Raw genomic sequence first — 24638 nt, 5'->3', positions numbered from 1 at the left:
TGGGCGGGACCCCTGTCAGATATGCCGGTCGTCGTGAGCCGATGTCTGCCGATAAAGCGCGGCCACCGACGCTTTCCGAGAAACAGTTTGACGGGGTGAATAGCGAGCCATCAATGTGCCTCGTGCCAGCAGGCCGAAGGCATAGCCAAATTGTGGCGCGCAGCCCACCAAAAGTGCGTATCCGACTGCGGTTGCAAAGCCCTGATCTTGGGCAAGTTGAATCGAGAGCGTGGCAACGATCGCGATTAGGCAGAAGGGCACAAGAATCCAGACGCGAAAGCGCCACGCGAGGACCGCGCCCGTAAGAAATAGCAAGATGGCGACCGGGGTCATTGTCTGTCTCCATCGCCACCATTCCACCCATCTTCTTAAGGAATCGTCACTCGTTCCGCCCGGATTCAGCGCTAGCGGCCTGCACAGCTTTCCATCAAGGTGCGGACCGCGGCAGCCAGTCCGGTAACGGGAATGACCCCCCGGATCTGACCAGCCTTGCCGTCGATTTCGACGTTAAGCTCCGTTGCGGATTGCCAATCATTCTGCACGAGCTCTGATGCGCTCTTCGGTAGTAACAGAGCCTCGCCGGCCTGGGTGACGGATGCCTCAAATTCAGCAGCTCGGCCGCTCGCGGAGGTGAGGACGATCTTGGGACGATCCGTGCGCGACCAACGGTCCAGAAGAATCACAATCACGTCGATTCTCTGGCGCTCTTGACCACACTGAAGGCTCAGGCCAGCGAGGCCGATGTCCGACTTCCCCGAATCGGCAACGTGCATGACCGAGATGGCATCCTGTCCCCCTGTCGGGCTTTTGGTTTTCACCAGCTGCCAGCCTTGGGCGAGTGTCACAATGCCGCTGCTGCTGCGCAGCTGCTCGGAAAATTGCCTGTCGCAATTTCTCTGTTCTTCGGAGCCGAGTCCTGGACCGCACTCTCGCGTCCCGCGAGGGGGTTGACCGAAACTTTCGCCGGTTGTGGCCAGAAAGATTAACGTGAATGCCGACGCGACAGTCAGCCGGTTCAGAATGATGATAGAAAACAATGGGTTGACTCTGAGCTCATCATGTTGGCAGTAAGGGACGATTATAGAGCCTTTGATGTTAGTTTTCTGCATAATTCTGCTGCATTGCAGCGGCTAGAGTGATTCTTGGCGGCGGTGGCCTGTTTGTTTTCGTAGGAGGCGATTTTTGATCCCGCGAACTTCACTCTCAAAACGAGGCGAGGCGACGTCCTCCAAGCTGCCTGATGCCCCTGACGTCGGTGCGGCGACCGGCGGTGCATTAGACGGCCGCTGGTTTGGCTTGAAAATACCCTACTCAAGCCTCGCGTACTTCTTGGCAGTCCTGGACGCTGCCGTGATCGTATTGTCGAGCCTTGTGGGCGCCGGGATCTATCAAACGCTCGCAAACGCCGAACTTAACCTGGAGCCGGTGGTGGCTCAGGGGATTGTCGCAGCGATGCTTTATGTGATCATCGGACAGGCCACCGGTCTGTATGATCTTCGGGCGGCTCTTGCAAAGAAGCGGAGGGATATAGGGCGGATTCTTGGCCAGTGGACCCTGGTGTGCCTGCTGCTGACCTCGTTGGTGTTTTTGATGAAAAGCGGCGCGGTTTACTCGCGCGGCTCCATGATCTGCTTTGGCCTGCTTGCCCCGCTGCTGCTGGTGGTCTGCCGCCGAATGTCCAGACGGCTGGTTTTGGGTGTGGTTGCGGATGGGCAGGTCCGGGGGCGCCGTATCGTGTTGCTCGGGACCCGCGAGGAACTGGCGTCGATAGGCCTTGAAGAGTTATTGGAAAACTTTGGTCTGACCGAAGTGGAGCGTGTGATGCTCCCCACCGCGACAGGCGGCTTTGCCCTAAGCCAAGACGAGCTCGCGGCGCTAGAGCGCGCCATTGCCGCGGCACGCGCGCAAGGCGCTGAGGCTATCGTTTTGGCCTTTCCTTGGAGCGATACCCGCAAGATTGAGCTGATGCGGGATGGGCTTCGGATTTCGCCGCTGCCGGTGCAGCTGTTGCCGGATCGGCGGGTTCGCTCCCTTACTCAGAACCCGTCGTTCCGGGTAAAAAACTCGCTCTCTATCGAACTTCAGCGCGGCCCGCTCTCCCGCGCCGAGCAGCTGGGCAAACGCGTGCTGGACATTGTGGGGGCGTCGATCGGATTGATCCTTCTCGCCCCGCTGATGGCTCTCAGCGCGGTAGCGATCAAGCTGGATTCGCCTGGCCCTGTATTCTTTCGGCAGCGGCGGAACGGGTTCAATGAGAATCAGTTTTCGATCGTCAAATTCAGGACAATGACCGTCATGGAGGATGGTCCCAACGTGGTGCAGGCGAAGCGATTCGATACGCGCGTCACCCGGACCGGACGCATGCTCCGCAAGACGAGCATCGATGAAGTTCCACAACTTTTGAACGTATTGAAAGGGGAGATGTCCTTGGTGGGTCCGCGGCCGCATGCGTTGGCGCATGACGGGCATTACGGCCAGCTGCTCTGCGACTATGCGTTCCGGCACCATGTCAAACCGGGTATTACGGGCTGGGCGCAGGTCAAAGGCTATCGCGGCGAAACCGCGTTTGTCGAACAGATGAAGGGCCGGGTGGATTGCGACCTCTGGTATATTAACAACTGGAGCTTGGCGCTCGACCTGAAAATCCTCCTGCTCACGTGCTTGGAACTTACCCGCCGCAGAAACGCCTATTAGCCCCTATCGGGTTGTCTCCCCCCGGTGCTCGCCTGTAACCGCATTGCAACAACCTCCAGCTTATTCTCCCGAGGAGCCGGGTTATGAGGCGCGATTCATTGACTCCTCTCGGGAATTCGCGGAATTTGAGGTTCGTTGCAGTGGGGAACTCGGGTGGAATTTAAACGGGGCTTCGTTCTTGTAGGGGTGCTTTCCGCTGTGCTGCTCGGTTCTGCGGGCTGTGCAATCATGCCGATGTCGGGTCCTGAGGACCACGTCATCAAGAGCGAGCACACCAAGAATGGCCCGGAATATGGGTTGGTGACGCTCACGCCAACAGTGGTCGATATCCTCAAAGAATACGGGCCCGGTGCCATCGCGGGCTCGTTCCCTGACAATCGACCGCCGCCCTCCATCAAGTTTGGCATTGGCGACGTGGTTGCGGTGTCGATCTTCGAGGCGGCGGCGGGTGGTCTTTTCATACCGGCCGAAGCAGGCGTGCGCCCAGGCAATTTCGTTGCCCTGCCGACCCAAAACGTCGACTCGGCCGGTTTCATCACTGTTCCGTATGCGGGCGCGGTCAAGGCCGCGGGCCGCACGCCCAGTGAGATCCAGCAGGACATCGTCAAGGCGATCGGCAACCGCGCGATCGAACCGCAGGTGGTGGTCTCGCTAGTCACCCAGAACACCTCGCTGATTAGCGTTCTTGGTGAGGTCAATCAGCCTACCCGTCTCACAGCCAATGCGGCTGGTGAGCGGGTCCTCGACGTGATCTCGCGGGCTGGTGGTCCAAAGGGGCAGGGCTGGGAAACCTGGGTCACGCTTGAGCGTCACGGCAAGCGCGCGACGGTTCCGTTCGGTGCTCTGGTTTATACTCCCGCCAACAATGTCTGGGTCCATCCCGGCGATACCATCTATGTCTACCGTGAACCGCAGATCTTCCTGGCATTCGGTGCGTCGGGACAGCAGGGACAATTCCCGTTCGACATGTGGAAGATCAACATGGCGCAGGCGATGGCGAAGGCCGGGGGCCTCCTGGATGGCCAAGCGGAGCCGAGCGGCGTGTACCTCTATCGCCGGGAGCCGCGCGAGCTCGCCGAACGGCTAGGCGTGGATTGCTCCAAGTTCGTCGGGCCAACGGTGCCGGTGGTCTACAATGCAGACTTCCGCGATCCCGCCGCGTACTTCCTGGCGACTAAATTTGATATGCGCGACAAGGACGTTCTGTTTGCCGCTAACGCAGCCACCGTCGATACCGCCAAGTTCCTGCAGTTCGTTCGTGTCGTGATCGCGACAGCTAATGATACGGTCGTGACCGCCAACAACGCACAGATCCTACGCATCACCTCGCGGCAGTGATCGCCGTCCGCCGGAGGTTGGTGAGGCAGTAATGTCTTCTAACGCGCCGGCGGATTGGCCACCAAAGTCCCCTTGCACGCGAGCTAAGGTGTAGAGGAAGCCGACCATTCAGAGATCGTCTGTCCAAAAATTCAGGCGCGGTGCGATCGTAACTATCGTCAAAAACGTGACGCTGATCATTACAAGGCAAACGGATAGGATGGCCATATCAGCCTCCGTGACCTTGCCCCCACGTTTTATCCGGTCCTGAGTTCGCCCGTGCCGTTGGGTTTGCCCGATTGGGCGGTGGCAGCGACGGGAGCTGGCGCGGAGCCTTCGCATAGCGCAGCGCCAGATCCCGGCGCGGCTGGCAGGTCCTCGCGAACTTGGACGGGGTTCTCCATCCGAGCTGCGAGTGTGGTCTTGTATCGTTGTAATCGGCCCGCCAACATCCAAGTGTGACGCGGGCTTGTGCCAGTGACGTGAACAACGTCTCGTTCAACAGCTCATCCCGCAGCCGGCCGTTGAAGCTCTCGATGAAGGCGTTCTGCATGGGTTTGCCCGGCGCGATGTAATGTAGTGCCATTCGACACGGCTTTGGTCGGCCCACACCAGGATGGCGTTGCTTGTGAGTTCGCTGCCGTTATCGCTGACCACGTCCATCCCGCCGAACCTGGCCTTCCATTTGTAGATGCTGGCGTCGCTTACACCATCCTTGCGGCAAAGATCGGCGACCGGAACCCCCGCTTCGTGCTCCTTCAAAATCCCGATGATCTGTTCTTCCGTAAACCGCTTGCGCTTCATGCTCTGGTCCTCGGCTTGGGCCAGAACGAACTTCAATGGATTAAGCCCGAGGGGCAAGGTCAGGTCCACAGCCACGTGCCGTCGAGCGCCCCGGGTGACCCGTCACCTCGTCGGGCTTTGCGGACGAAATCATCTCAGCTTGAGAAGGAGAAGCTGAGTAGACCACTACGGCTGTGAAAAAAACCCATGAGCGCGCGCCTGAGCATCGAAAGCTCCTTTCAGTCGGCGCAAAATCTGACGATCCTTTGCCCAATCGCAAAGTCTCGCCCTATCGCGATCAAGTCGCAGCTCGCGAACAGCCGAGCGGCGCATCTGCAGTGGTTTCAAGTTGAACAAATCATACGCTTCCACTTCCTCCTAATCTCTGGGATCCGTGAGAAGAGATTTAGACTTTGAAGGACGACTTCAGAACTAATATCTCCAAGGTCTAAACTCTTGGGGCTCAACCCCTGGAACGTCCGCCATTAAGCCTTCGGCGCGCAGGGCGCGGGCTAATTGGAGACGAAAATCCAAGCTCACCGTTCCAAGCCCGGCCAAGAGGACTTGGTGATGCCTCCACCCGGCTCCTTTGAGGATTTTCACCGCGTCGCGGATCCAGCCCGTTCTAACAATGGACGCGAACTCGTTGCGGGCGTTTTCCTGAAGGTCCGGCGGAAGCGTGTCATAGATTGCCAGCACGTAGGGGCTGCGGAGCGCAATCCAGCCCTCGTAAGGCGCCAACCGGTAGGACAACCGCAAAGCTTCGAGGTGATCGCTTACATGACCGCCTTGATTAATGGCGCTCCAGTATTCGATGAACCACAATAGCCCGTCAGTCGGAACGCAGCCGAGAGCTTCTCTGACCGATGACCGAAGCGCCGTCAGGCGCTGATCGGCAAGCCGCATGTCGGGAGAATCGACGGCGGTCTCATAGAGGCGCAGGCGGATGATCGCAGCCGCTCTGATTTCGCGTGGATTGCAGATCTTGCGAGTCTCAGCGGCTGACAATGCTGCTTCGGAAACGGAACTTCGCTTAAAACCGCTCCCGGACAAAACCGCGTTGGCTACATTATTCAGTGCGACTCCCTCATCCAAATTAGAGAGGAAGGAGACCGCCCAGCCTGCCGAGCTCAAGGCGATAAGAACGGTTGTCAATCTGCCAAAAGCATTTATGACGGCCGTCATCGTTAGCTGACTAGTCCACGTATCCGTAGCGTTTGTAGTATCGGTTGCGGTAGTAGCCTCCGCTATAGGAATCGTAGCGGTTCATCGCGGCTAAGTTCACCTTGTTAAGAACGGCGCCCAGCATGTGCTCGCGAACAAGGGGATTTTCCCGTAAAACTCGCTCGACCACGTCGACCTTCGCTTTGGCCCACTCGACAATGAGAATGTAGGAGTCGACGAGACCGCCGGTGGCGCGAACGTCGATCACAGGAGCCATAGGGCTCAAGTCCAAAATGATACGGTCGTACTGTTCGCGAAGATGCTGAAAAAGCTTCTCCATTTGCGGGGACGCCAGCAGATCACTGGAGTTCGAAAATCGAGACGCCGCCACGCAGGGAAGAAAATGCAGATTTGTTTGCGGATCGACCCAGATCACGTCCTTCAGATCGGCCTTGCCAAACACGGCTTCAATCAATCCAGCATCGGCCGACCGGGCAAGCCGGTCGGTGAGGCTTGGGTTACGGAGGTCTCCGTCAATCAGAAGTGTACGTAGGCCACTTTGTGCCGTGGTCTGAGCCAAAGCTTCGCTAACGGTGGATTTTCCTTCATTGGGAAGAGCGGATGTGATGCCCAAGACTTTGTGGGGAGTCCCGAAGTTGCTCAAGTCGGCCGCCAATTTGATCGACCGGAGAGCCTCCGCAAATCGGGAAAAGGGCGAGTTGATCGCGAACCGTCCGACGCTGTTATCGATGGTGAGCAGCCGGTCGGGGCTGGATCGTGAATGAGTTCTCCCTACATCGGCGCGCAGCGACTTACCAGCTGCTTCACTGGATCGCGACCAGGCCTCTGCTCTACTCCTGGACAATGAGGACCACCGTTTGACGAGCTTCAAGGGCAGGCCCATTCCAGCTTCTGGTTCCGACCCGATCACCGGAATGGATGCCAAACAGTTGGTCTGAAGCAAGCGTTCGACCTGATGGACGGTGCGGAAGACGCGGTCCAGCATTTCGAGGAAGATCGCCACCAAGCCGGAGAGGATGCATCCGCCGACGATACCCGCGAGGAGAACCAAAGCAGTCTTGGGGGAAGTCTTCGGCGTCGACAATTGTGAGGCCTGGGTGATGACCCTTGCTTCGGTAATCGGGAATGACTGCTGCTGGACTGATACCATGTAGAGCTGAAGGAAATTCTCTGACAGCGCGCGCGCGCTCTGCGCGTTGCTCTCGAGGTCCTTCAAAACAATCTGGGCTTGGCTTGTATCATTCGAAACGGCGATCGTCTCGTTCAAGCTTTTCTGGCTGGATTCTTCACGCGCCTTGGCAATTGCCAGGTCACTCTTGTAACCTTCTGCCGTGCGCCGAAGCTCATCGATAATGGAGTGCCGAATTTCGCGCATTTGATTGCGCAAATTGACCACGGCCAAATGAGTTGGACCATATCGATTGGACCAATCCGCAGCGCGGCCCGCATAATCGAGATAGGTCTGCCTCAACTTGGTGATCACGGGATTAGCCATTGAATCGTTGACGGCACCTAAATCGTTCAGGATCACTCGCGAATCATTGTCGTCCGCGTTCAAGATCGAGGTAATGCGCTCGAGCTTGGCCTGGGCCTCGGCGCGCTTTGCGCGAGCCTCGGTCAAAGCGCTGTTGATCTCCGCCAACTGTTGCTCGGTCAGCAGACGTCCGCCTGCGTCGACGATGTTGTTTTTTGCCTTGTAGTCGACCACCGTCCGCTCCGCCGCGGAGGCCTGGGCGCGGAGTTCTTTGAGCCGGTCTTGAAGCCAGACCGCCGCACGGCGCGAAGCCTGATATTTCGATTCAAGAGAATCTGTAATGTAATTCTCTGCGACGGCGTTGGCGATCCGCGCGGCCAGCTCTGGCGAGGTGGACTGGTATGCTATTTCGATAACATAGCTAAATCCAACCCGCTTGATGGTGAGCCCGCTCTGAATCCTCCCAACGGCGGCTCGCATCAGTCCATCGTCGGATGGCTTTTCCTCAGGGAAAAAGCTCGAAAGCAGCTGCGATAGCCCGCTCAGCAGCCCAGCGTCCTCTTGCATAAAGGCCGGGGAGTCCAAGAGACGGAGGTCCCGGATGACCGCGGCGGCGATGGTCTCCGATTTCAGCACTTCAACTTGGCTGTCGACCATCGCCGAATCTATAGGATTGTCTCCACCAACCGCCGTTTGTGTTTGAAGTCCCTGCATCTTGCGGCTGTCGATCATAAGGACAGCGGTCCCGGTGTAACGCTTGGTCGCCCCCAACAAATACGTGCCTGCAAGACCCAGGCAGAGGAGCACCGTGATAATCATCACGGGATATTGCCGAGTGACGAGACCGATGGCCGAGGAAACAGTCTGTTCCAGCGAGGCTGAATCGGTGCCTTGAACCTGTGCCGGAGAGGGAGATGAAATTCGTGTCTGAAGCATCCGACCCGTCTGTCTGATGAGCTGCGCCGCGGCGGCCGAACAAAGGCTAGCCGCTCCGAGCGCAAATAAGCGTGATTTAAAGCATCACGAAGGCCAAACTGCGATGCTCAAGTGCTCAGGGACAGGTCCCTGAGACAGAGCAGATGATCGTCGTGGTGTTGCTCCCGCCTGCTGATCCCGCGCCGCCAACGCTCGAACTGAAATAGTTCGTCGGGTTGTTAGAGACGCTGTTGGATACGAAGCTCTGGAAGGATGTCCCGGAGAATGCACCCCCGGTCGGTGTCGTCTGACCGCCAACGCCGCCGGAAGATCCTGTCGTGGCCCCTGACAGAGCTACGCTTCGGGTCGGATCGTTTCCGGTAACGGCAGCGTACTGGCCGTTTGCATCGGACGACCCGGTCGCACCCAGGTCGCCTTGAATTTCCAAAGAGAAAGTCACGTCGGTCGTTTTGCAAACATTCGCCGCCTTACCGAGGCCGGTGCCGATTGCTTTTTGGAGGTCGGAGGTCGATGGTCCCTTGCCGGCCAAGTCCTTGAGGACACTAAGCACCGCCGGCAGCGCCTGAGGGTAGGAGGCGACAAAGGTCTGGACATCTGCCGCGATCTCTTCGGATGTGCGAGGTCCATTGGGTCCATTCAAAAGGGATGATGGATTGGTGGTAAAATTCGCCGCCTTTTGGGCAGCGTCAGCATCGCTTACACAGGCGGCAAGGGCGCCGGTGGGAAAGTACAATGTCAGCGCACAGAGCGTGGCCGAGAAAATGTACTTCGAAAACGCCGAGCCTTCTGGTGCCTTCATGATCAAACCATCCACTTTGTGACCTAATCACGTGTTTTTAAAAGAAAATTAGGCAAATGTACAGTACCGCAAAGCATCCTGTGAGGTTAGGTTAATGGCGGTTCACTGCTTGAAAAGGATTGAGCCATTCCCATACCCAGGATGGGGCAGATCGCCAAACTAAAGCCAGGAATTTGCAGGGGAAAATCGACCTGCGAATGAACTGCCGCCAAGGTAGCGACCCAAAAGGCCGCCGTTGGAAAAATTCCGTCGCGATTGCGCCGTGTTATTCCGCGTCCGAGAATGAGAAGGCCGACCAACCAGCCGGCTGCTACGATCGCGGTGAAGGGGATGCCCATTTCTGAGGCAATTTCCAGGGTGGTATTATGGCCCTGTTCCCACGTGCCATAGGAAGGAAGCTCTCCGCTCCGATACGCTGGAAAGATCCAGCGAAAGGTCCCAAGTCCGGAACCGAACCATGGATACTCCTTGATGATTTCGGCCATTGACACATAGGCGTGCCAGCGTCCGGCATCAAAGAAGCCCTGGGTGCCAAATCTACGGTTGACGCCGGGCGCAAAGATCGAAATCGCTCCAATAATCAATATTACGGCCGCGATCGGAAAAACCCACAACAAGTGCCGCTGTTTCAATTGATTGCGGAAGTGAGTTCCGAGAGCCCCCGCCATGCAAAGCAGGGACACAACCGAACCAGCGCGCGAGCCCGTCATCATGGTCGCAGCCAGGATGACGAAACAGGCCAGCAGGTGGAGCACTGTTCGCGCCGCCCGAAGGCGAAACCTGATCTGCTCGCGCCAAGAAAGCGGAGCCGAGCTGTTGTTCATTGAGCTCGCAAAAACCAATAACCATCCAACGCTTGCGGCTCCGAAATACGAGGCCGCAACATTTGGATTGATGAAGGTCGCTGTCACCGCATTCAAATAATTGAATTTTTGGTGCCAAAGTAAATAGTTGGGCCAAAAAATGAACGCGAACAATCCATACACCGCGTAGGCTAGTGCGGATGCTAAAAAGGCCAGCAACAGCCAACGGGCGGCACGTCTATCACGGCCGACCAGATAGCCGCAGAGCATCGACATCCAACAAGCGATCTGTGATCCCATAGCAAAAAACGGCTGATTTCGTGCTACCGAAACAGAGCCAGTTAAATCTTGCCCTAGAATAGCCGAGGCCTGCTGCCAAATCGAAGCCGTCAACCATGCGGATGGCAGCGAAGCTGTTCCCAACTGTGCGCCAACAACAAAGGTCCAAGCCAGCGAAATTGTTGCGAAGCCGATGATGAATGAAAGGTCGCGAGAGCTTACCGGTCGCAAACTCGCCAAAAGGAGCACGGCCGACAGCAAAAGTATCCAGACCGCCACAATCCGCATGTCCATGGACGCAAATGGCAGCGGTGCAAGGGCAACGACCGCGCACAAGCCAATAGTCGCCGTGAAGCGGGCGTAGCTGAGGGCCGCATTTGCGGTGGACACACTCATCACGTTGTCACGTGGTGCGAACGTAAGCTTTGTGGGTAGCCGATGGGAGCCCCCTTAGAAGAACGGCTAATCGAAATCCTTCAGAGTGGAATCTCGTCTCCATTCTGCGAGCGAGGCATCCATATCATAGGAAAACTCGAAGCCGTTCGCGACGAGGCGTTTGGGTAGAATATTCGTGGAAAACCACAATTTCCTTACCCGCTCGCGGTTGATCCCCGTCTTTAGGCCAACGCTTTGCAGGATTTCAAACGGAAGCACTGCGAGATTCATCAACCAAATCGGAACGGTGAGCTGCGGTTGGGCATAACCAGCGACCCTCGAGAAAGAAGCGCATATCTCGCTGATGGAATATCTGCGCTCAAAGCAGAAATTATAGATCGATACGCCTTCATTTCGCGCCGACATATAAATCATGGAGGAAACAAGATCCTTCACGTAGCCGCAGGATTTGATGGTGTCCGTTCTGCCTGGATAGACGAAGGCCTTCCTTTCCAGCATTCGCGAAAGACGTGTGAAATTTCCGCGCTCATAAAGTCCGTAGATCACCGCGGGGCGAACAATGGTCAGCCGCCTGTCCGATGATTCGGATTGCCAGAGCTGATGTATCTTTTCGGCCGCAAGCTTTGAGCGGCCGTAGGCGCTTACAGGCCGTGGCGTGGCGTCCTCATCAAGCGCGGCCTCGCTTGGTCCATAGATCGAGATGGAGCTCGTGAAAACAATATCCTTGCAGCCGATTTCGTCGGCAAACCTGCAAACGTTAACCGCCCCTAAGACGTTGGTGTAGTAGTAATCGCCGTCCGGGTGACCTGGCGTGACATGAACGGCTGCAAGATTGAAGATGTCGACAGGGTTCCCGTTGGAGATGCCGGGGGCAATCGTGTCACGCACATCATGGTGCAGATATTCGACGCCGGCGACGCGACTTCTAGGTTCGCTGATGTCGATGGAAACGACGCGATCATACTTGCCGGATGACACAAGGTAGCTTGTCAGGTGAGTCCCGATGAAGCCGGCACCACCGAAGATAATAGCTTGAGTACCGCTCGACATTGGATCAAGGCTCGCTGCGATCTAGGTTACGTGCCTCCTTACGGTAGGCCTCTTTCAAAACGTCGTAGTTGATTGCACGGTTTAGATCCACGGGCTCCTGAATGATACGTCGCAGCAAAAGTTGGGATGCCAGAACACGAATGCGTCTCTCATCTAGCTCGCCAAATCTCGTGCCAAAGGGGCGCAAGAAACGGCGCTGATTATCCATCAGGCGAGATGTCAAAGCGATCGGGAGAGGAGGGGAAGTGGAATTGGCGATTATAGGAATTGTTCTTCCATAATCGGCATACGCGGCACTCCAACCCTCCGCTGTACCGGTGATGAACTTCTCAAGATTGCGTCGCTTGGCAAGGGCGCGCTCCTGAACAAAGTATACCGGTCCGGCAGCATGGACGCCGTAGCCGTCGGGGCTAAGGGTCCTATAGTCGATGTTCAATTGCGACAATTGCTGACCTTCGACGTCCGCGCGCCCGAGAAGCACATCTATCTTTCGGTCCAGGAGATCCTGCAGCGCCGCTCCACTTTCGACCAAAACAATCCTGCTCTGCGCCAGGGAGTTTTTTCTGACAAACTCGTAGAAAACAGCCGAGAGTTCCGGCCCGCCCTTATATCCAATGCGTTTGCCCTCGAGGTCCGACGGCTTCAAAAGCGCGGTGTCGGGCAGCGTAAAAAACTGGACGGAGCTGACTGCAAAGCTTCCGGCGAAAGCCACAATTGGGAGGCCTTCCGATCGCGCCTTTAGAAATCCGCCGGTTGAAGCCAGGCCGATGGTATTCTCATCGGCCACGACTGCTGCGATGGCATCATTGTCCAACGAGCCTGAGTGCACGCGGATGTTGAGTCCGACTTGGGCGAAGATGCCGTCCGAGATAGCCACAATGGTTCCGGCAGTTGCGGGCGATATCGGGTCGCTCAACTGAAGCGTGTACTGGACAACAGCCTCGTTAGGTTTGAGAGCGTCACTCCGGGAGGGCTTCAACCAAAACAACAGAGCTGCGGCCAAAGCGCAGGCGACCACCAATCCGCTGAGGCCATAGGAACCAATGTGGACTTTGCCGGCGCTTCGTCGAGCTCTGTTCATCTAAATATTGGTTCTCAGGCCGGCGCCGATGAATACTTCACCAGCCGCATCGTTGGGGACAAGGAGCGCAGAACTGGCCGGGCTTCAAGACGGTTCAATAGAGTTCACGGTACTGATATTTGAAGGAAGTCGATCCTGGCGCAACTCCTAAGGTCCTTTGCAGCTTTTGGTACCCCACCAACGGCACAATAATACAGTCCTTACTGCCGGCGTAGCAAACTTCGACCCTGATCGATTGGCCACAGATGTTACTTACGAGCACGACTTGATCGATGATTTTTGGATTCACTGTTTGAGGACGCGATATCGGGTGAACCGAGATGCAGGCTTGACCATCTGAGGTCTTGTGGAATGGCGCGTAAGTCCCGGTCATCCCCTGGAAGGGATTGGCGCGTTGTGCCGTAGCTCCGGCGCCGCCGAAAATTGGTGCGGTTGCTTTTCCGGAGGTCGGAGCTTGAGCGTGCGTTTGGTCCGTGACAATCGCAATTAGAACTATCAGTACGGCCGCGCTTTTCAGCATTGAACTAACTCGAAAGTGAAGTCTTGCTTTTTGGGGGGCTCTTCGTCAGTTCACCAAATGAGAACCTCCAAGCCTCATATCTATCTAACAAATGTCTTGCCCGCAGGCATGGTCTCTCGACGAGCCACCAGGAACATAAGGCGACAGCAAATGCTGCCGGAACAGCAAGAAGCAAATTCCAGTACCATTGCCGGAGGTTTGGGGCGGCGTCGACGATGGCTTGTTGTATTGGATAGCCGTACAAATAGAGGCCATAAGAATAATCCCCGCTCAGCAAGGCATTATTGCGCGGAGGATTGAGCAAGCCAACATAGACTGTCAAATACGCAAGGGGAAGTCCAGCAAACCTCATGCCGTTGAGAACAAAGTTGTTGAGCGCTAACGTTGCGATGAGGCAACCCAACGCAATCAATCCGGACCAAGGTATTCTCGCTCGGAATCTATACATAAAAAGTCCACACACGAACATCGTTACAATGGTCGTTCCACCTGCTCCCCTGAATTCGTGGTTAGGTCTAATTATCGTATTTCCAATCTGAAAAAGGTAGCATGCAACTATTACGAGCGTGAGCGCGCGGGAATTTTTATATGCTCCGATCAGCGCGACTATCGCCAACAATATGTAGCAAACGAGCTCGTAAGGTACCGTCCACAGCTGTCCGTTCACCAGATGGTTTGGATTCTGTTCGAAGACGCCCGGTAGCACATACTGAATGTGGCCGATGAGATTGAAGAAATACCGAACAAAGAGGCTATCCCGATAGTATTCGCTCAAATCGAGTGTTGTGAAGATACCGCCAAGAACTATGGCGGACAGAAAAACTTCTACTGAAAGAGCGGGCATTATGCGAAGCACTCGCAAGCCCAGAAATTTCAGTAGCGTTTTAGATCGCTCCAGACTCCCGGCGACAAGAAAGCCGCTCAGCGCGAAAAACATAGGAACGATCATGGAAACGGCTACGCCAAGAACCGTCCAAGCATTTGTTTTGTAAATCTCTGTTTGCCCGGTCAGGAAAACACTATGGGCGGCCATAACGCCAAGTGCCAGGCAAAGCCTCATATAGTCGAAGCCGCTTGGCCGACCTCTTGTTTGCTCCAGGCGCTCTTCTAAGGACGGAAACGAGCCAAGTTTGTGCACTGGGTGCTCCAAGTGAGTTTCAAGCATTTCAACAATCACGGGCGGTTTGAAAATCTAAGTGCGGGTCAGCCCTCGCTTGCACTGACGGAGCGTTGTGGCCTCTCGAGCGCAGATCCCTTCGCATCCTGGAACGGACAAGCCGTCGGCGATCGACGTTGTGACCGATACTCGCCTTTCATTTTCGGCCGAATGATGATCGACGATGCCATAGACATACCCTCTTAGCCGAATCCGCCCAGATGTGTAGCGCGGGGGCGGCTGAAAATTCGATTCCAAATCCGCTACCGGAAGCGTCAATAAGATGGATGTTTACCGTACGCAAGATTCAGAATACACTAGTATATACAAGATGTTGGTCGCAATTCGACAGCATCATGGCTTCCCGGGTTCACCCATTGAGATAATATATGCTTGACGTAAGGTAGGTATCCGAGTTCGGACGTGAGTCTTCATTAATGCTAAGGTTCGTGAGGCGCAGTTGGCGAGCGAGTTAACCCTGTCGGTCGTCATTCCAAATTACAACTACGCGAAATACGTGGGTGCGGCCATCAATAGTGCGCTAAACGTTTCTTGGCCACGAGTTGAGGTGATCGTCGTGGATGATGGATCAACCGATAGCTCGGTCGAGGTCATTAGCGAATTTGCCGACCGGATCGTTTTCGTCAAGCAAGCGAATGCCGGCCAGATGCAGTCATGCGTAAATGGTTTTCGCCGCTCCACGGGAGATGTGATCATCTTCCTTGATTCGGACGACGCGCTGCACCCAGAGGTAATGATTGAAATTGCGGCTCGGTGGTCGGAGAAAGTTAGCAAGTTTCAGTTTCAGATGCGAACCATTGATGCCGATGGCAACCCGACGGGCAATATATTGCCCCAATTTTTCGTTTCTCCTACCCCCCAGCAAGTTCGAAAATGGGTTACCGCCGCCGGTACATATCCGACACCTCCTGGATCTGGGAACGCTTATTCGCGATTCGTTGTCGATCGCGTGTTCAGATTCGAATCCGACTTCGTGGATAGAGCGCCCGACAGCTATTTAGTGACGGCAGCGCCGGCCTACGGTGATGTCATCACCATTCCCAAGCCCTTAGTAGACTACCGTGTTCATGGGCTCAATCACGGCGCGTTTCTAAACCTGGAGGACAGCCGATTTGCACGCGAGGTTGATGTTACACAGCGCCGTCATAAGTTCCTCACCCAGGTGGCCGACAGCGTCGGGTTGCGAGTTGCGGCGGACGCGTTAAGCAAAAATATGCAGTTTCTTTGTTTGCGCGCAGCGTCATTTGCCTTGCGACCAGACTTGCATCCCATCGCGGAGGATCGCGCGACACGAATTTTTTCTGACAGTTTCCGGGCGCTTGCCTGTCCGCAAGGATTTTCGTATTCCCAACGAGCGTCGCTATTCTTATGGACAATGTTCGTGCTGTTGGGACCCCATGGCCTTTCACGCGTCTTGGCGAGCTGGCGCTACGCGCCAACTAGTCGGCCAAAATGGATAAAGCGCGCGCTCAATGTGCTGCGTGTCGTTCGGTAGGGACCAGCGACTTTAGAATTTGCAAGCAGAAACGTTAGGGATCAGCCGACGATCTGCTGCGAGCTGGTGGCACGAGGGTCAGAAGCCAGATGATTAGAGCATAGCCTGGTTTCAGCACGAACGCCAAACTAATCCACCCGAACATTAAGAAGTTGCATAGCTCCATTCGTAATGAGCTCGAATATAGTCTCACTATCAGAAGGGTAAGAACGAGAACGGATCCAGCGAGACCATATTCATAGGTGAGTTTTGCCCAAGTCGGATCGGCTACCTCATAGCCAAACCTTCCGATCGAAAGGTCCCGGAAATAACTGCCCGCACCATTGCCAAGCCAAGTCGTAAAAAAGCCCTTCTCAAAGCCAAGTTGGACCATCTGCATCGGTGCAATAAACCGGGCGTAAGCACTCGTATTCGGGGTGCTGAATTCAGAAAGGCGACCGAACCATATGTTGAGCAAAGGGTTGTCGAGGCTATAGAGAACGACTAGCAGTAGCACAAAGCCGGCTGTATAAGCAACAAAGGCCGGAACTCGTCCCAATGATCTCGGCAGCAGTAACCCTGCTATCAATGCTATCACGCCGGAGCCAGACATCGAGAACAGTAATGCTGCCCCCAGCAAAACTAAGATGTGCAGCCTCTTGCGTAGGCGATACTCGATCAGCAAAGCGAGCGCGGTAACAAACGAAAGATCTGCCGATTCGCGCAGAAAAAACCCGTTAGCCTTTACGATTCCTCCTCCGCCTTCTCGTAGGAACGTGTAGGTGCCAGCTCCGCGAACTGCCGTGGGAAGAACAAAATAAATGTTTGCAAGGGCCGAGAGCTTCAGAGCATTGACGAGTACGATCTGAAGGATTGCCACCCCCGCAATAATGGAAGCGCCCGTAACAAAAGCGTTCAGGATGTAGTTCTGAGTAGGTTGGAGATCAGCCCTCTCTACAAGACGGAAAATGAACGGTGCATAGAGGGTACAAAGCAGCAGGAACGAGCTCCAGGACGTGGCGGACTCAGCAAAGGGAATTCTGATGGCCGCGAGCGCGACGAAGCAAGCGAAAATAAAAAGAGAGGGAACGCTAACCGCAGCATAGCCCGACACCAATAGGTAGGCCGTGAACATGCCATATGACACGAGGTCACCCGCAAGGGGAAACTCCCCAATGTTGTAGGCAACTTGCCCGAGAAAAAGAACCGCAACTATCGAAACCCAAATCGCGCGCTTTCCCATCGGGGAAAGCTCCACGGTTGGTTCGCTAATTTGTGATGCTCTTTCGACCGTGGTGGAAGTCATAAGCTTATCCGACGAGGGGACCTAGCCTAAAATGGCCAGCTAAACGTTTGTTTTCGTTTTATTGTCACTTGGATCGACGGACGAGAACGACGTCAGAAAGACCTCTCTGAGGCGCCTTATGCCCGCCTCAAGTCCGAAACGGGCGGAAAACAACTTGAATAAGGTATTCTGGCGTCGGTTAAGTGCTTCGAGATTGTCGATGTCCTGGATAATTGTTTCTCCCAACCTATCAAGGCTGCCGGCGAGGAACATCGCTGCCTGTTGTTCGCTCGTGGTGCCAGCCATTGCCTGCTTTAACCCGAAGATGGGCAATCGCTGAAATGCGTAATCTAAGACTTTAAGCTTGAAGCCTCCGCCAAGCAAATCCGCGACTAAGCCTCCACGCGCTGAGGACAGGAAGGGGGTGACGTCATCGATGCGACCGTGGAAAGTTAGCTGGGGACTGAAGTGGCGATATCGCTCCCGTATTGTTTCCGGAACCGCGCCGACCACATTTAGCGATACGTTGGTCCGTTGAAGACTGGGAAGAAGGCTGTCAACAATCAGCTCGAGGTTCTTCTGTTTAGCTATCCACTCGAATGACCCGAGGAGAAGGAGCGCCCGTGGGGACTTCTCGTCGATGTGACGAGCCTCAATCACATTTCCAAGATAGACCGGAGGGACCACGTGGACGTTGTCCGAGAACTGAGCAAAATAGGAAGCATCCGCCTCGGTGATACACATGATTGCATCCGCAGCTTTGACAATGCGCTTTTCCAGTGAGCCATATTTGGCAGCATCGAGCCGCATGACGGTCTGTCGCAACGGATTGCTGAAGCTACTCGCAATTTCAGTCCGGATTACGCCCTCCGCATTGTGAGCAACGTAGCAGATCGATGCGCCATTGCGCTCCCGCAGAATTGCTGAAAGCGTTCCGGCGGAGTAGGCGTGGTCGACCACGATCCAATCCCAGTGTTGCTTCAGTAGCTTTCCCAAAGTTTGCTTGAGTTCCGGCGACCTCAAATTGTAGGCGTCTCGAGGCAGAGAGGAGATTAGACTGGATAGCGCTGACGAACGAGCTGGAGGGGTCCCGACGCAGACGGTATTGGGAAGGCCGAGAATATGGTCGCCAATTGGAGCTTCTGTTCTGTGCGTCCCAACTAGTGTGAGCGCGACGTCGTTGGTCTTGGCGAGCGCCTTCAACAAGCCCGCAGAGTAAAGCGCGTCTCCACTGAATAGAGGCGACGGTAAGCGGCCGCAAATCCAAAGTATCTTCTTCATCTTGTGCCTCTATCGGAATCGTGGCTGCTAGAGTCGGGGTCCGATGGCAAGCATTTTTCACAGGCTGGTGACGACAAGTCTAGGAATTGCATCTGGCAGTTCGCTCCGCCTAGAATTCGAGCGGCCCTTTCATCAGTGCACGTCGAATGGTCCGATCGCGCTGCCGCAGATAAACGTTCGTCACAAAGCGCCGAACCGCTTCCCTCGATTTCCATGCGACCCAGGCGACCCTGTCAAGTGCTGACGGCTGTCTGTCGGCCTCTGCCTGCTTCCTGATGGAAGAGGCCGTTGTCAGTTCGATACAAGGGAACGGAAACAGGGCGTAGTTCGCTAGATTGTTGTGCCAGAAGCGATCCATCTCCCAGTCTATGGGACGGCATATTGCCGTTATGGATCCGACGAAAGACCGAGCTTTGCTGCTGGAGATCAGATAGGCTTGCGTTCCCATCGGAGCCTTCTCGAATCTTATCAATTGGCGTTGTCCGAGCCACGTTACGTTCCTCAAGCACGGCAGGTGGCGCGCATACAATCTCAGATATCCAATTTGGCCGATCCTGCAGAGCGACAAAAGGGCGTTGTAGTTGAACCCTGCGTCCAGCGCGACGTCGTCCTCAATCACCAGCGTCCAAGTCTCTTCACTCGACGTTGCGAGCTGGCTAAGCACAGCAAGGTGACTAGCAGCGCAGCCGATTTCCGATCCCGAAAGCGTCCGGCCCCAGTAGCGAATGGACCGGGCTTCGTCATATTGCGGCAGGTGCGCGGGCGGGTGGCGAAGTGCGTCAAAGTATCTCCATGGAAGGCCCAACGCGTTCAAGTTGGCCCCCATGCGCTCCCGGCGTGGAGAATCTGGTAAGCTGATAACGATTACTTTAACGTCTGAATTCATGGAGGCTCGGGTCGATCCAGGGCATCTTTCTGACGCAGTCCCGGCTTATGGCACGCTTTGCTTTTTTCTCCAATCGCGGCGGACCTGGTGCATGCGAACGAAGTTAGATGGATGGATGGATTGCCTTGTCGCTGCGGCCGTCAAGTTACGGGCAGGCTTCCGGGAAAGTTGGTTGAGGATGATATTTTCGCGAGACTCCACGACTTTTGCGAGAAGATACAGGCCGCTCCTTCTGGTAGTGCTGATAGTATCGGCTATCTTGCCCACAAAAGCTGCATGGTCCGCCGGCTGGGAGCTGGTGTTCTCGGACGAATTCAACGGCGCGAAGCTCGATCGGACGAAATGGGCCACGCGTTACATTTACGAAAACGAGACGATGGACCACTTCAACGACGAGAACCAGCGCTATCGCGACAACCATGTGTTGTCTGATGGCGTGTTGAGCCTGGTCGCGAAGAAACTGGAGGGAACGAACTTATTCGAGTCGGCGATGATCCGAACTCATCAGACGTTCTATTATGGCTACTACGAGACGAGGGTCTTTTTGCCGAACGGGAAAGGCGTTTGGCCGGCGTTCTGGCTCGAGGCTGACTATGACATCAACGGCAAGACCTGGCACCCACCCGAGATAGATATCTTCGAGTTTGTCATCAACGGTGTGGAGGACAAGGCCAATTCTCTGCACTCTAATATGTCTGGATCCTGGAGCGCGCAGTCCTACACCTATGTCGACAAGTCCTTCTTTCTCAAGTTTCAGAACATGTATGGAAGCGAGGATTTGAACCGGGGCTGGCATACCGCGGGATTTGTTTGGGCCCCCGACAAGGTGTCCCTCTTCTGGGACGGCAAGCTGATTTATACGCGAAACTACCAATGGTTGCGCAATGACGGCAAGCTCGGCCCACCCGCTCATGTGGACCTTAATTTCGCTGTTGGAGGAAGCAAATGGGCCGGTCGACACGGAATCGACGAGGCCGCGTTCCCGCAGGCCTTCAAGATCGACTACATGCGCGTCTGCCAGTTCACCGAGTCTGACAAGGGCCAACGCCAATGCGGTCCCAGCGAGGTGACGCCTGACCCCGGGCAATTCGGGTACACGGCGACGATCAACGACATGCCGAAGCCCGTCTTCCTACGCGGCGGCTTGGTGGGCGGGCGAGGACTCATTGCCGGCGTAACGTCCTTAGGAACGGCTGATCCTGTGAAGATTGAGCTTCCGCTCAAGTTGCCGAAAGATTATCCGCCGAACAGGACCCTTCAACTCTTGGTTACGGACGAGGCCACGGGTACAACGATTAGGACCACAAGCACGAAATTAGAGCAGAGCGCTCTGAAGAAGAGTTCCACCGGCTCCAGCATTGTGGAGCTTTCGCTACCGGCCATCGACCGTGTCGGATCCTATATCGTGTCCGCCCGGCTGACTTCAGAGGTGACTGGTAACAAGGGTGATAGATCCGCCCTTCCGAGCCCGGTCACCTGCAGTACAGAGATGATACAGCCGGTGAAGGCACTATCCTGTCAGCTAGTGCGACTGAAAGTCGTCATGCCATAGCATTCGGTAGACTGAAAGCTACGCTCTCAGCGAGCGCGCGAGCAACGCTGCAAGGCCCCGCGGATAAAAGCCCATTCGAACGAAGTAGGCAAAATCTGCGGGCCTCGGCCGGATGCCATAATATGCCGAGAACATTTGAAGCATAAGCTGCTGCTTGCTCCTTTGATCGCCCGCGCAGTGCCTGTCGGACACTAGTTTATAAGCAGCTCGGACCTTATCTTGCTTCGATGAAATCCGACTTCGTGACGGCGTCACGTCGAATCGATACAGAGGGATGTCAAGCAGTCGCGCAGGGCCAAATCCCTTGACGATTCTCATGAAGAGTTCAAGGTCTTGCCAGGCCGGCAATCGCTCGTCGAACAGCCCAGCTGCTTCAAACGTGCTCTTCGGCGCGAAGATCTGGTTGCCTATCTGGTTCGATTTTACGAGGTCGAAGAAGTCGACGGAACCGTGCTTCTTAGTAATGCCAACTTCTCGCTCGTCGCTGATCAGAACATCTTGTGTGTAGATGCAGGACGTGGCGACGTTGCAACGTGAAAGAGTACTCCAGTATGCATGCAATTCGCCAAGCCGCTGAGGGGCGAATTGGTCATCATCATCTAATCCGGTAACAAATTCACCGCAGGCTTGGCTGATCGCCTTGTTTCTGGAGACTGGCGCGCCGCAAGGTCTGTGATTGCGAATAAACCGCACTCTCCGATCCGACGCAGCAACGGATTCTAAAAACGAAGCAGTGCCATCGGTCGAGGCATCGTCCACGACGATCAGTTCAAAATCTGTGAACTGCTGAGCAAGCACTGACCTAATGGCGGCGGCCAGTAGCTCGACCCTATTGTGGGTGGGGATATAGACAGAAATGAGCAATATCGTCATCGCGCCCGGTCGTGCCTTCTGCCAACCGTTTTTTATGCGCGCCTCCAGTTATGTTAATCGGTAGCCTTCTGAACTCCAAGCGTTGCCACCAATTACGTGCAACTGTTGTGCGATAAGCCTGTCCAAAGTGCTTTCTATTAGGTGAGTTCTATACTAGTGACCGTAGTTGAATTGGGAAAGTAGTTTCCACGAGCCGGAGCACTGCCTGCCTAAAATTGGTTCATATCAACAGCGCGAGTCCTTCATTTGAATATGAGACGCCGACGAAGCGGGCGAACTTCTTTCGACATAAGTGAGTTCGTGAGCTGCTTGGGCGGGTCTTTGCTTTCGCGCGTACAAACTTACGAGTTTCGATGATTAGGAAATCCAGCTCTGCCGTCTCCAATGTTCGGTGGGCAGCCGCCGCGCAAATAGGGCGGGTCGCTATATCGCTGGCTAGCTTAACAACTTTGGCGAGGATACTTCCGACCTCGGACTTTGGCCTTCTTGCTATGGCCACCATCGTGACGAATTTTGCGATGATCATTCGGGATATGGGCACTTCGGCCGCATTGATACAGAAAAGCGAGCTATCAGGCGAGCTCCTTGACACCGTCTTCTGGTCAAACGTGATGTTTGGGGTCGGGTTGGGAGGGGTAATAGCTCTTGCGTCTCCCCTTGTTGCCGCAGCATTCCGCGAGCCGGACATCCAGCCGCTTCTGGTATACTTGGCGCTCGCCTTCCCGATAGGAGCGGCGGGCGGTTCCCACCTTGCGCTCCTTGAAAGAAATAGTCAGTTCCGAAGTATCGCATCGGTTGAGATCGTTTCGGCAGTAAGCGGAGCTGCTGCTGGTATTGCTGCTGCGTTATCTGGGTTTGGCGTACTCAGCCTTGTTTTCCAGACGTTACTCGGAACGGCCCTCTCAACAAGCTTGTACTGGGTAATCTCGTCCTGGCGGCCTACACAGCGATGGAGTCGAACTGAATTTATTGGAATTCTGGGATTCAGCGCTAACCTTGTAGGGTTCAATTTGATCAACTATTTCGCCCGCAATGCGGACGGGATCTTGATCGGGCGATTTCTCGGTTCAGGTGAGCTAGGACTCTATAGCATTGCATATCGCATCATGCTTTTTCCCCTCCAAAATCTTACCTTCGTTCTTAATCGAGCATTTTTGCCGATTTTTAGTGGACAGCAGCACAACCCGGCCCAAATAGGCCGAAATTACCTGAAGATGCTGCAATTCATCAGCGTAGTAACGGCTCCGTTGATGCTGGGGCTTTGGTCTGTCCGGGAGACCTTCGTGCTTGTTTTGCTGGGTGAAAAATGGCGTGCTTCGGCCGATATAATCGCCTGGCTTGCTCCGACGAGCTTTCTTCAATCCGTGGTATCGACAACCGGAACGGTCCTAATCGCGACGGGCAAAACTCGCCTGATGCGAGATCTTGGCTTCATCTGTTCGCTTATCTATGTTTCGTCTTTCCTGCTCGGGCTCTCGCAAGGTGTCGTCGGCGTTGCAAGAGCATACTTTTTTGCCAACCTAGTGACATCTGCGATCTATCTTCACTACACGCTCATACAGGTGGAAATGGGTCTGACAGATGTTGTGAAGGGACTGTGGCGGCCTTCACTGATTGCTATCGTTATGACTGCGCTGTTGCTCGGAGCCCAGCACACGATCTTGCCCGAGGAGATGGCGCCAACGACAAAACTCGTGTGCCTTGTTCTGGGCGGCATGGCCCTCTATAGCGTGCTGCTGATGGTCGGGCTCCGCGATGTTCTTGCGGAAATGCGAACCGCTATATTTCGATAGAGCTGTGAACTCTGGAGACTCATAATGGCTGTAACCGCGCCTCTAAGGCAGATTGTTCGCCGGCTGGACGCCGGAAGTCGTGCGGCGAGTATGGAGTCAGTGTACCAAGGTATTTTCGAGCGTGATCTCGCGCTCATCGGCTTGGCGGAAACAAGATTCTATCCGGTCGGATCAGCTGCAAACTACGGATTGCTATATATCCTGCTGAGGGCAGCGCTCGATTTTCCCATAGGGGAAGTGTTGGAGCTGGGGGCGGGGCAGACCTCGCAACTATTCAATCATTTGGCTAAGGTGGGTGTATTAAAAGCGGTCGTTAGAACCGTCGAGCACGACGAGCTGTGGGCCAATCGAGTTTCTAGCGCCGTTTCACATGAAGTGATCAATACGCGCCTGGTTCCGAAGCGTTTCCAGGGAAAACGCTTCAATGGCTATGATTTCTCAACTGTCAGCAGAGCCAGTGTTGAGCTGCTGGTAATCGATGGCCCTCCTGCTGGCGATGTGTCTAACCGGTTCGATCGACTTGGTGCAACGGAGTTAGTTGAATGGATCAATCCATCACGTTTCATCATTATTATCGACGACGCAGAGCGCGAAGGAGAAATGCTACTAGTTGCCTCGATTCAATCTAAGCTCAGGGACAAAAAAATTTCTTATAAGAGCTGTTGGGTAGTCTCCAATAAGACACAGGTCATAATCGCGGGGGGAGAGTACGTTGCTGCGGGTTACTATTAGGCTCCTGCATCTCGCCTAAAGCGACAGAGAGCTTTTCACCTCGAAGCAGACCAAGTTTTAAGTTTTACGCTTGTCAATCCGTCTGAGGTAATTCCTCAGTCTCGAAGCCTGCTCGTCGAATGCGGTCACGGATATTCGCGCCGCAATACCGAACATAATCCTTCTGACCGAAGTGTATTTCTCGCTCGTTCGGTCGATGATGGCCGGGTTCTCATAGGTGTCGGGCCATCCCTCAATTATGGGAGTCATCAGTAGCGCTACTCCGTTC

At 55.1% G+C, this 24638-nt stretch carries 21 protein-coding genes and 2 pseudogenes; 6 read left to right on the top strand and 17 right to left on the bottom strand.

The genetic code is table 11. From position 1 onward, the window contains the following. Window positions 1-15: 15 nt before the first annotated feature. Window positions 16-333: a hypothetical protein gene (locus AC0L3P_RS18275; protein WP_473303609.1), complete on the bottom strand. Its 318-nt coding sequence runs from the start codon at window positions 331-333 to the stop codon at window positions 16-18. Window positions 334-404: 71 nt separating this feature from the next. Next, window positions 405-1109: a hypothetical protein gene (locus AC0L3P_RS18270; RefSeq protein WP_473303607.1), complete on the bottom strand. Its 705-nt coding sequence runs from the start codon at window positions 1107-1109 to the stop codon at window positions 405-407. A gap of 73 nt (window positions 1110-1182) precedes the next feature. Between AC0L3P_RS18270 and AC0L3P_RS18265 the strand changes: the two genes are divergently transcribed. Together AC0L3P_RS18265 and AC0L3P_RS18260 are read left to right on the top strand one after the other, a co-directional pair. Beyond that, entirely contained in the window at window positions 1183-2694 is a 1512-nt protein-coding gene (locus AC0L3P_RS18265; protein ID WP_473303604.1) for an undecaprenyl-phosphate glucose phosphotransferase, read from the top strand. Window positions 2695-2847: 153 nt separating this feature from the next. After that, on the top strand, window positions 2848-4032 hold the full coding sequence (locus tag AC0L3P_RS18260) for a polysaccharide biosynthesis/export family protein (protein ID WP_354101380.1): 1185 nt from the start codon (window positions 2848-2850) through the stop codon (window positions 4030-4032). A 236-nt stretch (window positions 4033-4268) separates the two neighbouring features. Here AC0L3P_RS18260 and AC0L3P_RS18255 read toward each other — a convergent pair. From AC0L3P_RS18255 to AC0L3P_RS18210, 10 genes and pseudogenes are all read right to left on the bottom strand, one after another. Next, window positions 4269-4668: pseudogene (locus AC0L3P_RS18255) on the bottom strand (integrase core domain-containing protein); the annotation flags it as partial. Window positions 4669-4704: 36 nt separating this feature from the next. Next, window positions 4705-4815 (bottom strand): annotated as a pseudogene (locus AC0L3P_RS18250) (transposase); the annotation flags it as partial. 411 nt (window positions 4816-5226) lie between these two features. Then, on the bottom strand, window positions 5227-5979 hold the full coding sequence (locus AC0L3P_RS18245) for a hypothetical protein (protein WP_473303602.1): 753 nt from the start codon (window positions 5977-5979) through the stop codon (window positions 5227-5229). 10 nt (window positions 5980-5989) lie between these two features. After that, complete coding sequence (locus tag AC0L3P_RS18240; RefSeq protein ID WP_473303599.1) at window positions 5990-8389, bottom strand: polysaccharide biosynthesis tyrosine autokinase; 2400 nt, start codon at window positions 8387-8389, stop codon at window positions 5990-5992. A 115-nt stretch (window positions 8390-8504) separates the two neighbouring features. Further along, window positions 8505-9188 carry a hypothetical protein gene (locus AC0L3P_RS18235; RefSeq protein WP_473303595.1) on the bottom strand — a complete coding sequence of 228 codons (684 nt, stop codon included), beginning with the start codon at window positions 9186-9188 and terminating at the stop codon, window positions 8505-8507. An 86-nt stretch (window positions 9189-9274) separates the two neighbouring features. Next, entirely contained in the window at window positions 9275-10666 is a 1392-nt protein-coding gene (locus AC0L3P_RS18230) for an O-antigen ligase family protein (RefSeq protein WP_473303592.1), read from the bottom strand. Between the two features lie 66 nt (window positions 10667-10732). After that, window positions 10733-11716, bottom strand: coding sequence for an NAD-dependent epimerase/dehydratase family protein (locus AC0L3P_RS18225; RefSeq protein WP_473303589.1), 984 nt, complete (start codon window positions 11714-11716; stop codon window positions 10733-10735). Window positions 11717-11720: 4 nt separating this feature from the next. Then, the gene (locus tag AC0L3P_RS18220) at window positions 11721-12797 is read right to left on the bottom strand and encodes an ABC transporter substrate-binding protein (RefSeq protein ID WP_473303584.1); all 1077 of its coding nucleotides are present in this window, start codon (window positions 12795-12797) and stop codon (window positions 11721-11723) included. A 94-nt stretch (window positions 12798-12891) separates the two neighbouring features. Beyond that, window positions 12892-13317 carry a hypothetical protein gene (locus AC0L3P_RS18215; protein ID WP_473303579.1) on the bottom strand — a complete coding sequence of 142 codons (426 nt, stop codon included), beginning with the start codon at window positions 13315-13317 and terminating at the stop codon, window positions 12892-12894. Between the two features lie 4 nt (window positions 13318-13321). Further along, a complete protein-coding gene (locus tag AC0L3P_RS18210) occupies window positions 13322-14455 on the bottom strand; it encodes an acyltransferase family protein (protein ID WP_473303576.1) in 1134 nt (377 codons plus the stop codon). A 478-nt stretch (window positions 14456-14933) separates the two neighbouring features. Between AC0L3P_RS18210 and AC0L3P_RS18205 the strand changes: the two genes are divergently transcribed. Next, window positions 14934-15989 (top strand): glycosyltransferase family 2 protein, encoded by a 1056-nt coding sequence (locus AC0L3P_RS18205; RefSeq protein WP_473303574.1) that lies wholly within the window; start codon window positions 14934-14936, stop codon window positions 15987-15989. Between the two features lie 34 nt (window positions 15990-16023). Here the strand turns inward: AC0L3P_RS18205 and AC0L3P_RS18200 are convergent, their stop codons facing one another. The 3 genes from AC0L3P_RS18200 to AC0L3P_RS18190 all read right to left on the bottom strand — a co-directional run bounded on the left by AC0L3P_RS18200 (window position 16024) and on the right by AC0L3P_RS18190 (window position 19420). After that, window positions 16024-17274, bottom strand: a complete 1251-nt coding sequence (locus AC0L3P_RS18200; RefSeq protein WP_473303571.1) for a hypothetical protein — start codon at window positions 17272-17274, stop codon at window positions 16024-16026. Window positions 17275-17313: 39 nt separating this feature from the next. Beyond that, a complete protein-coding gene (locus AC0L3P_RS18195; protein ID WP_473303569.1) occupies window positions 17314-18534 on the bottom strand; it encodes a glycosyltransferase in 1221 nt (406 codons plus the stop codon). 109 nt (window positions 18535-18643) lie between these two features. Beyond that, window positions 18644-19420 carry a glycosyltransferase family 25 protein gene (locus tag AC0L3P_RS18190; protein WP_473303566.1) on the bottom strand — a complete coding sequence of 259 codons (777 nt, stop codon included), beginning with the start codon at window positions 19418-19420 and terminating at the stop codon, window positions 18644-18646. Between the two features lie 259 nt (window positions 19421-19679). Here AC0L3P_RS18190 and AC0L3P_RS18185 point away from each other — a divergent pair, with 259 nt between their 5' ends. Further along, entirely contained in the window at window positions 19680-20972 is a 1293-nt protein-coding gene (locus AC0L3P_RS18185) for a glycoside hydrolase family 16 protein (protein WP_473303563.1), read from the top strand. 18 nt (window positions 20973-20990) lie between these two features. Here the strand turns inward: AC0L3P_RS18185 and AC0L3P_RS18180 are convergent, their stop codons facing one another. After that, window positions 20991-21845, bottom strand: coding sequence for a glycosyltransferase (locus AC0L3P_RS18180; protein WP_354101366.1), 855 nt, complete (start codon window positions 21843-21845; stop codon window positions 20991-20993). Window positions 21846-22198: 353 nt separating this feature from the next. Between AC0L3P_RS18180 and AC0L3P_RS18175 the strand changes: the two genes are divergently transcribed. Both AC0L3P_RS18175 and AC0L3P_RS18170 read left to right on the top strand, forming a co-directional pair. Next, window positions 22199-23638: an MOP flippase family protein gene (locus AC0L3P_RS18175; RefSeq protein ID WP_354101365.1), complete on the top strand. Its 1440-nt coding sequence runs from the start codon at window positions 22199-22201 to the stop codon at window positions 23636-23638. 24 nt (window positions 23639-23662) lie between these two features. Continuing rightward, window positions 23663-24370, top strand: a complete 708-nt coding sequence (locus tag AC0L3P_RS18170; RefSeq protein ID WP_354101364.1) for a hypothetical protein — start codon at window positions 23663-23665, stop codon at window positions 24368-24370. A gap of 57 nt (window positions 24371-24427) precedes the next feature. Here AC0L3P_RS18170 and AC0L3P_RS18165 read toward each other — a convergent pair. Continuing rightward, window positions 24428-24638, bottom strand: a 211-nt coding sequence (locus AC0L3P_RS18165) for a hypothetical protein (RefSeq protein ID WP_473303553.1), incomplete at its 5' end; no start/stop codon positions are given.

The sequence above is a fragment of the Bradyrhizobium sp. WSM4874 genome, assembly GCF_055811835.1.
The sequence above is the reverse complement of the archived record's forward strand: the minus strand, read 5'-3'. Positions and strand labels throughout refer to the sequence as shown.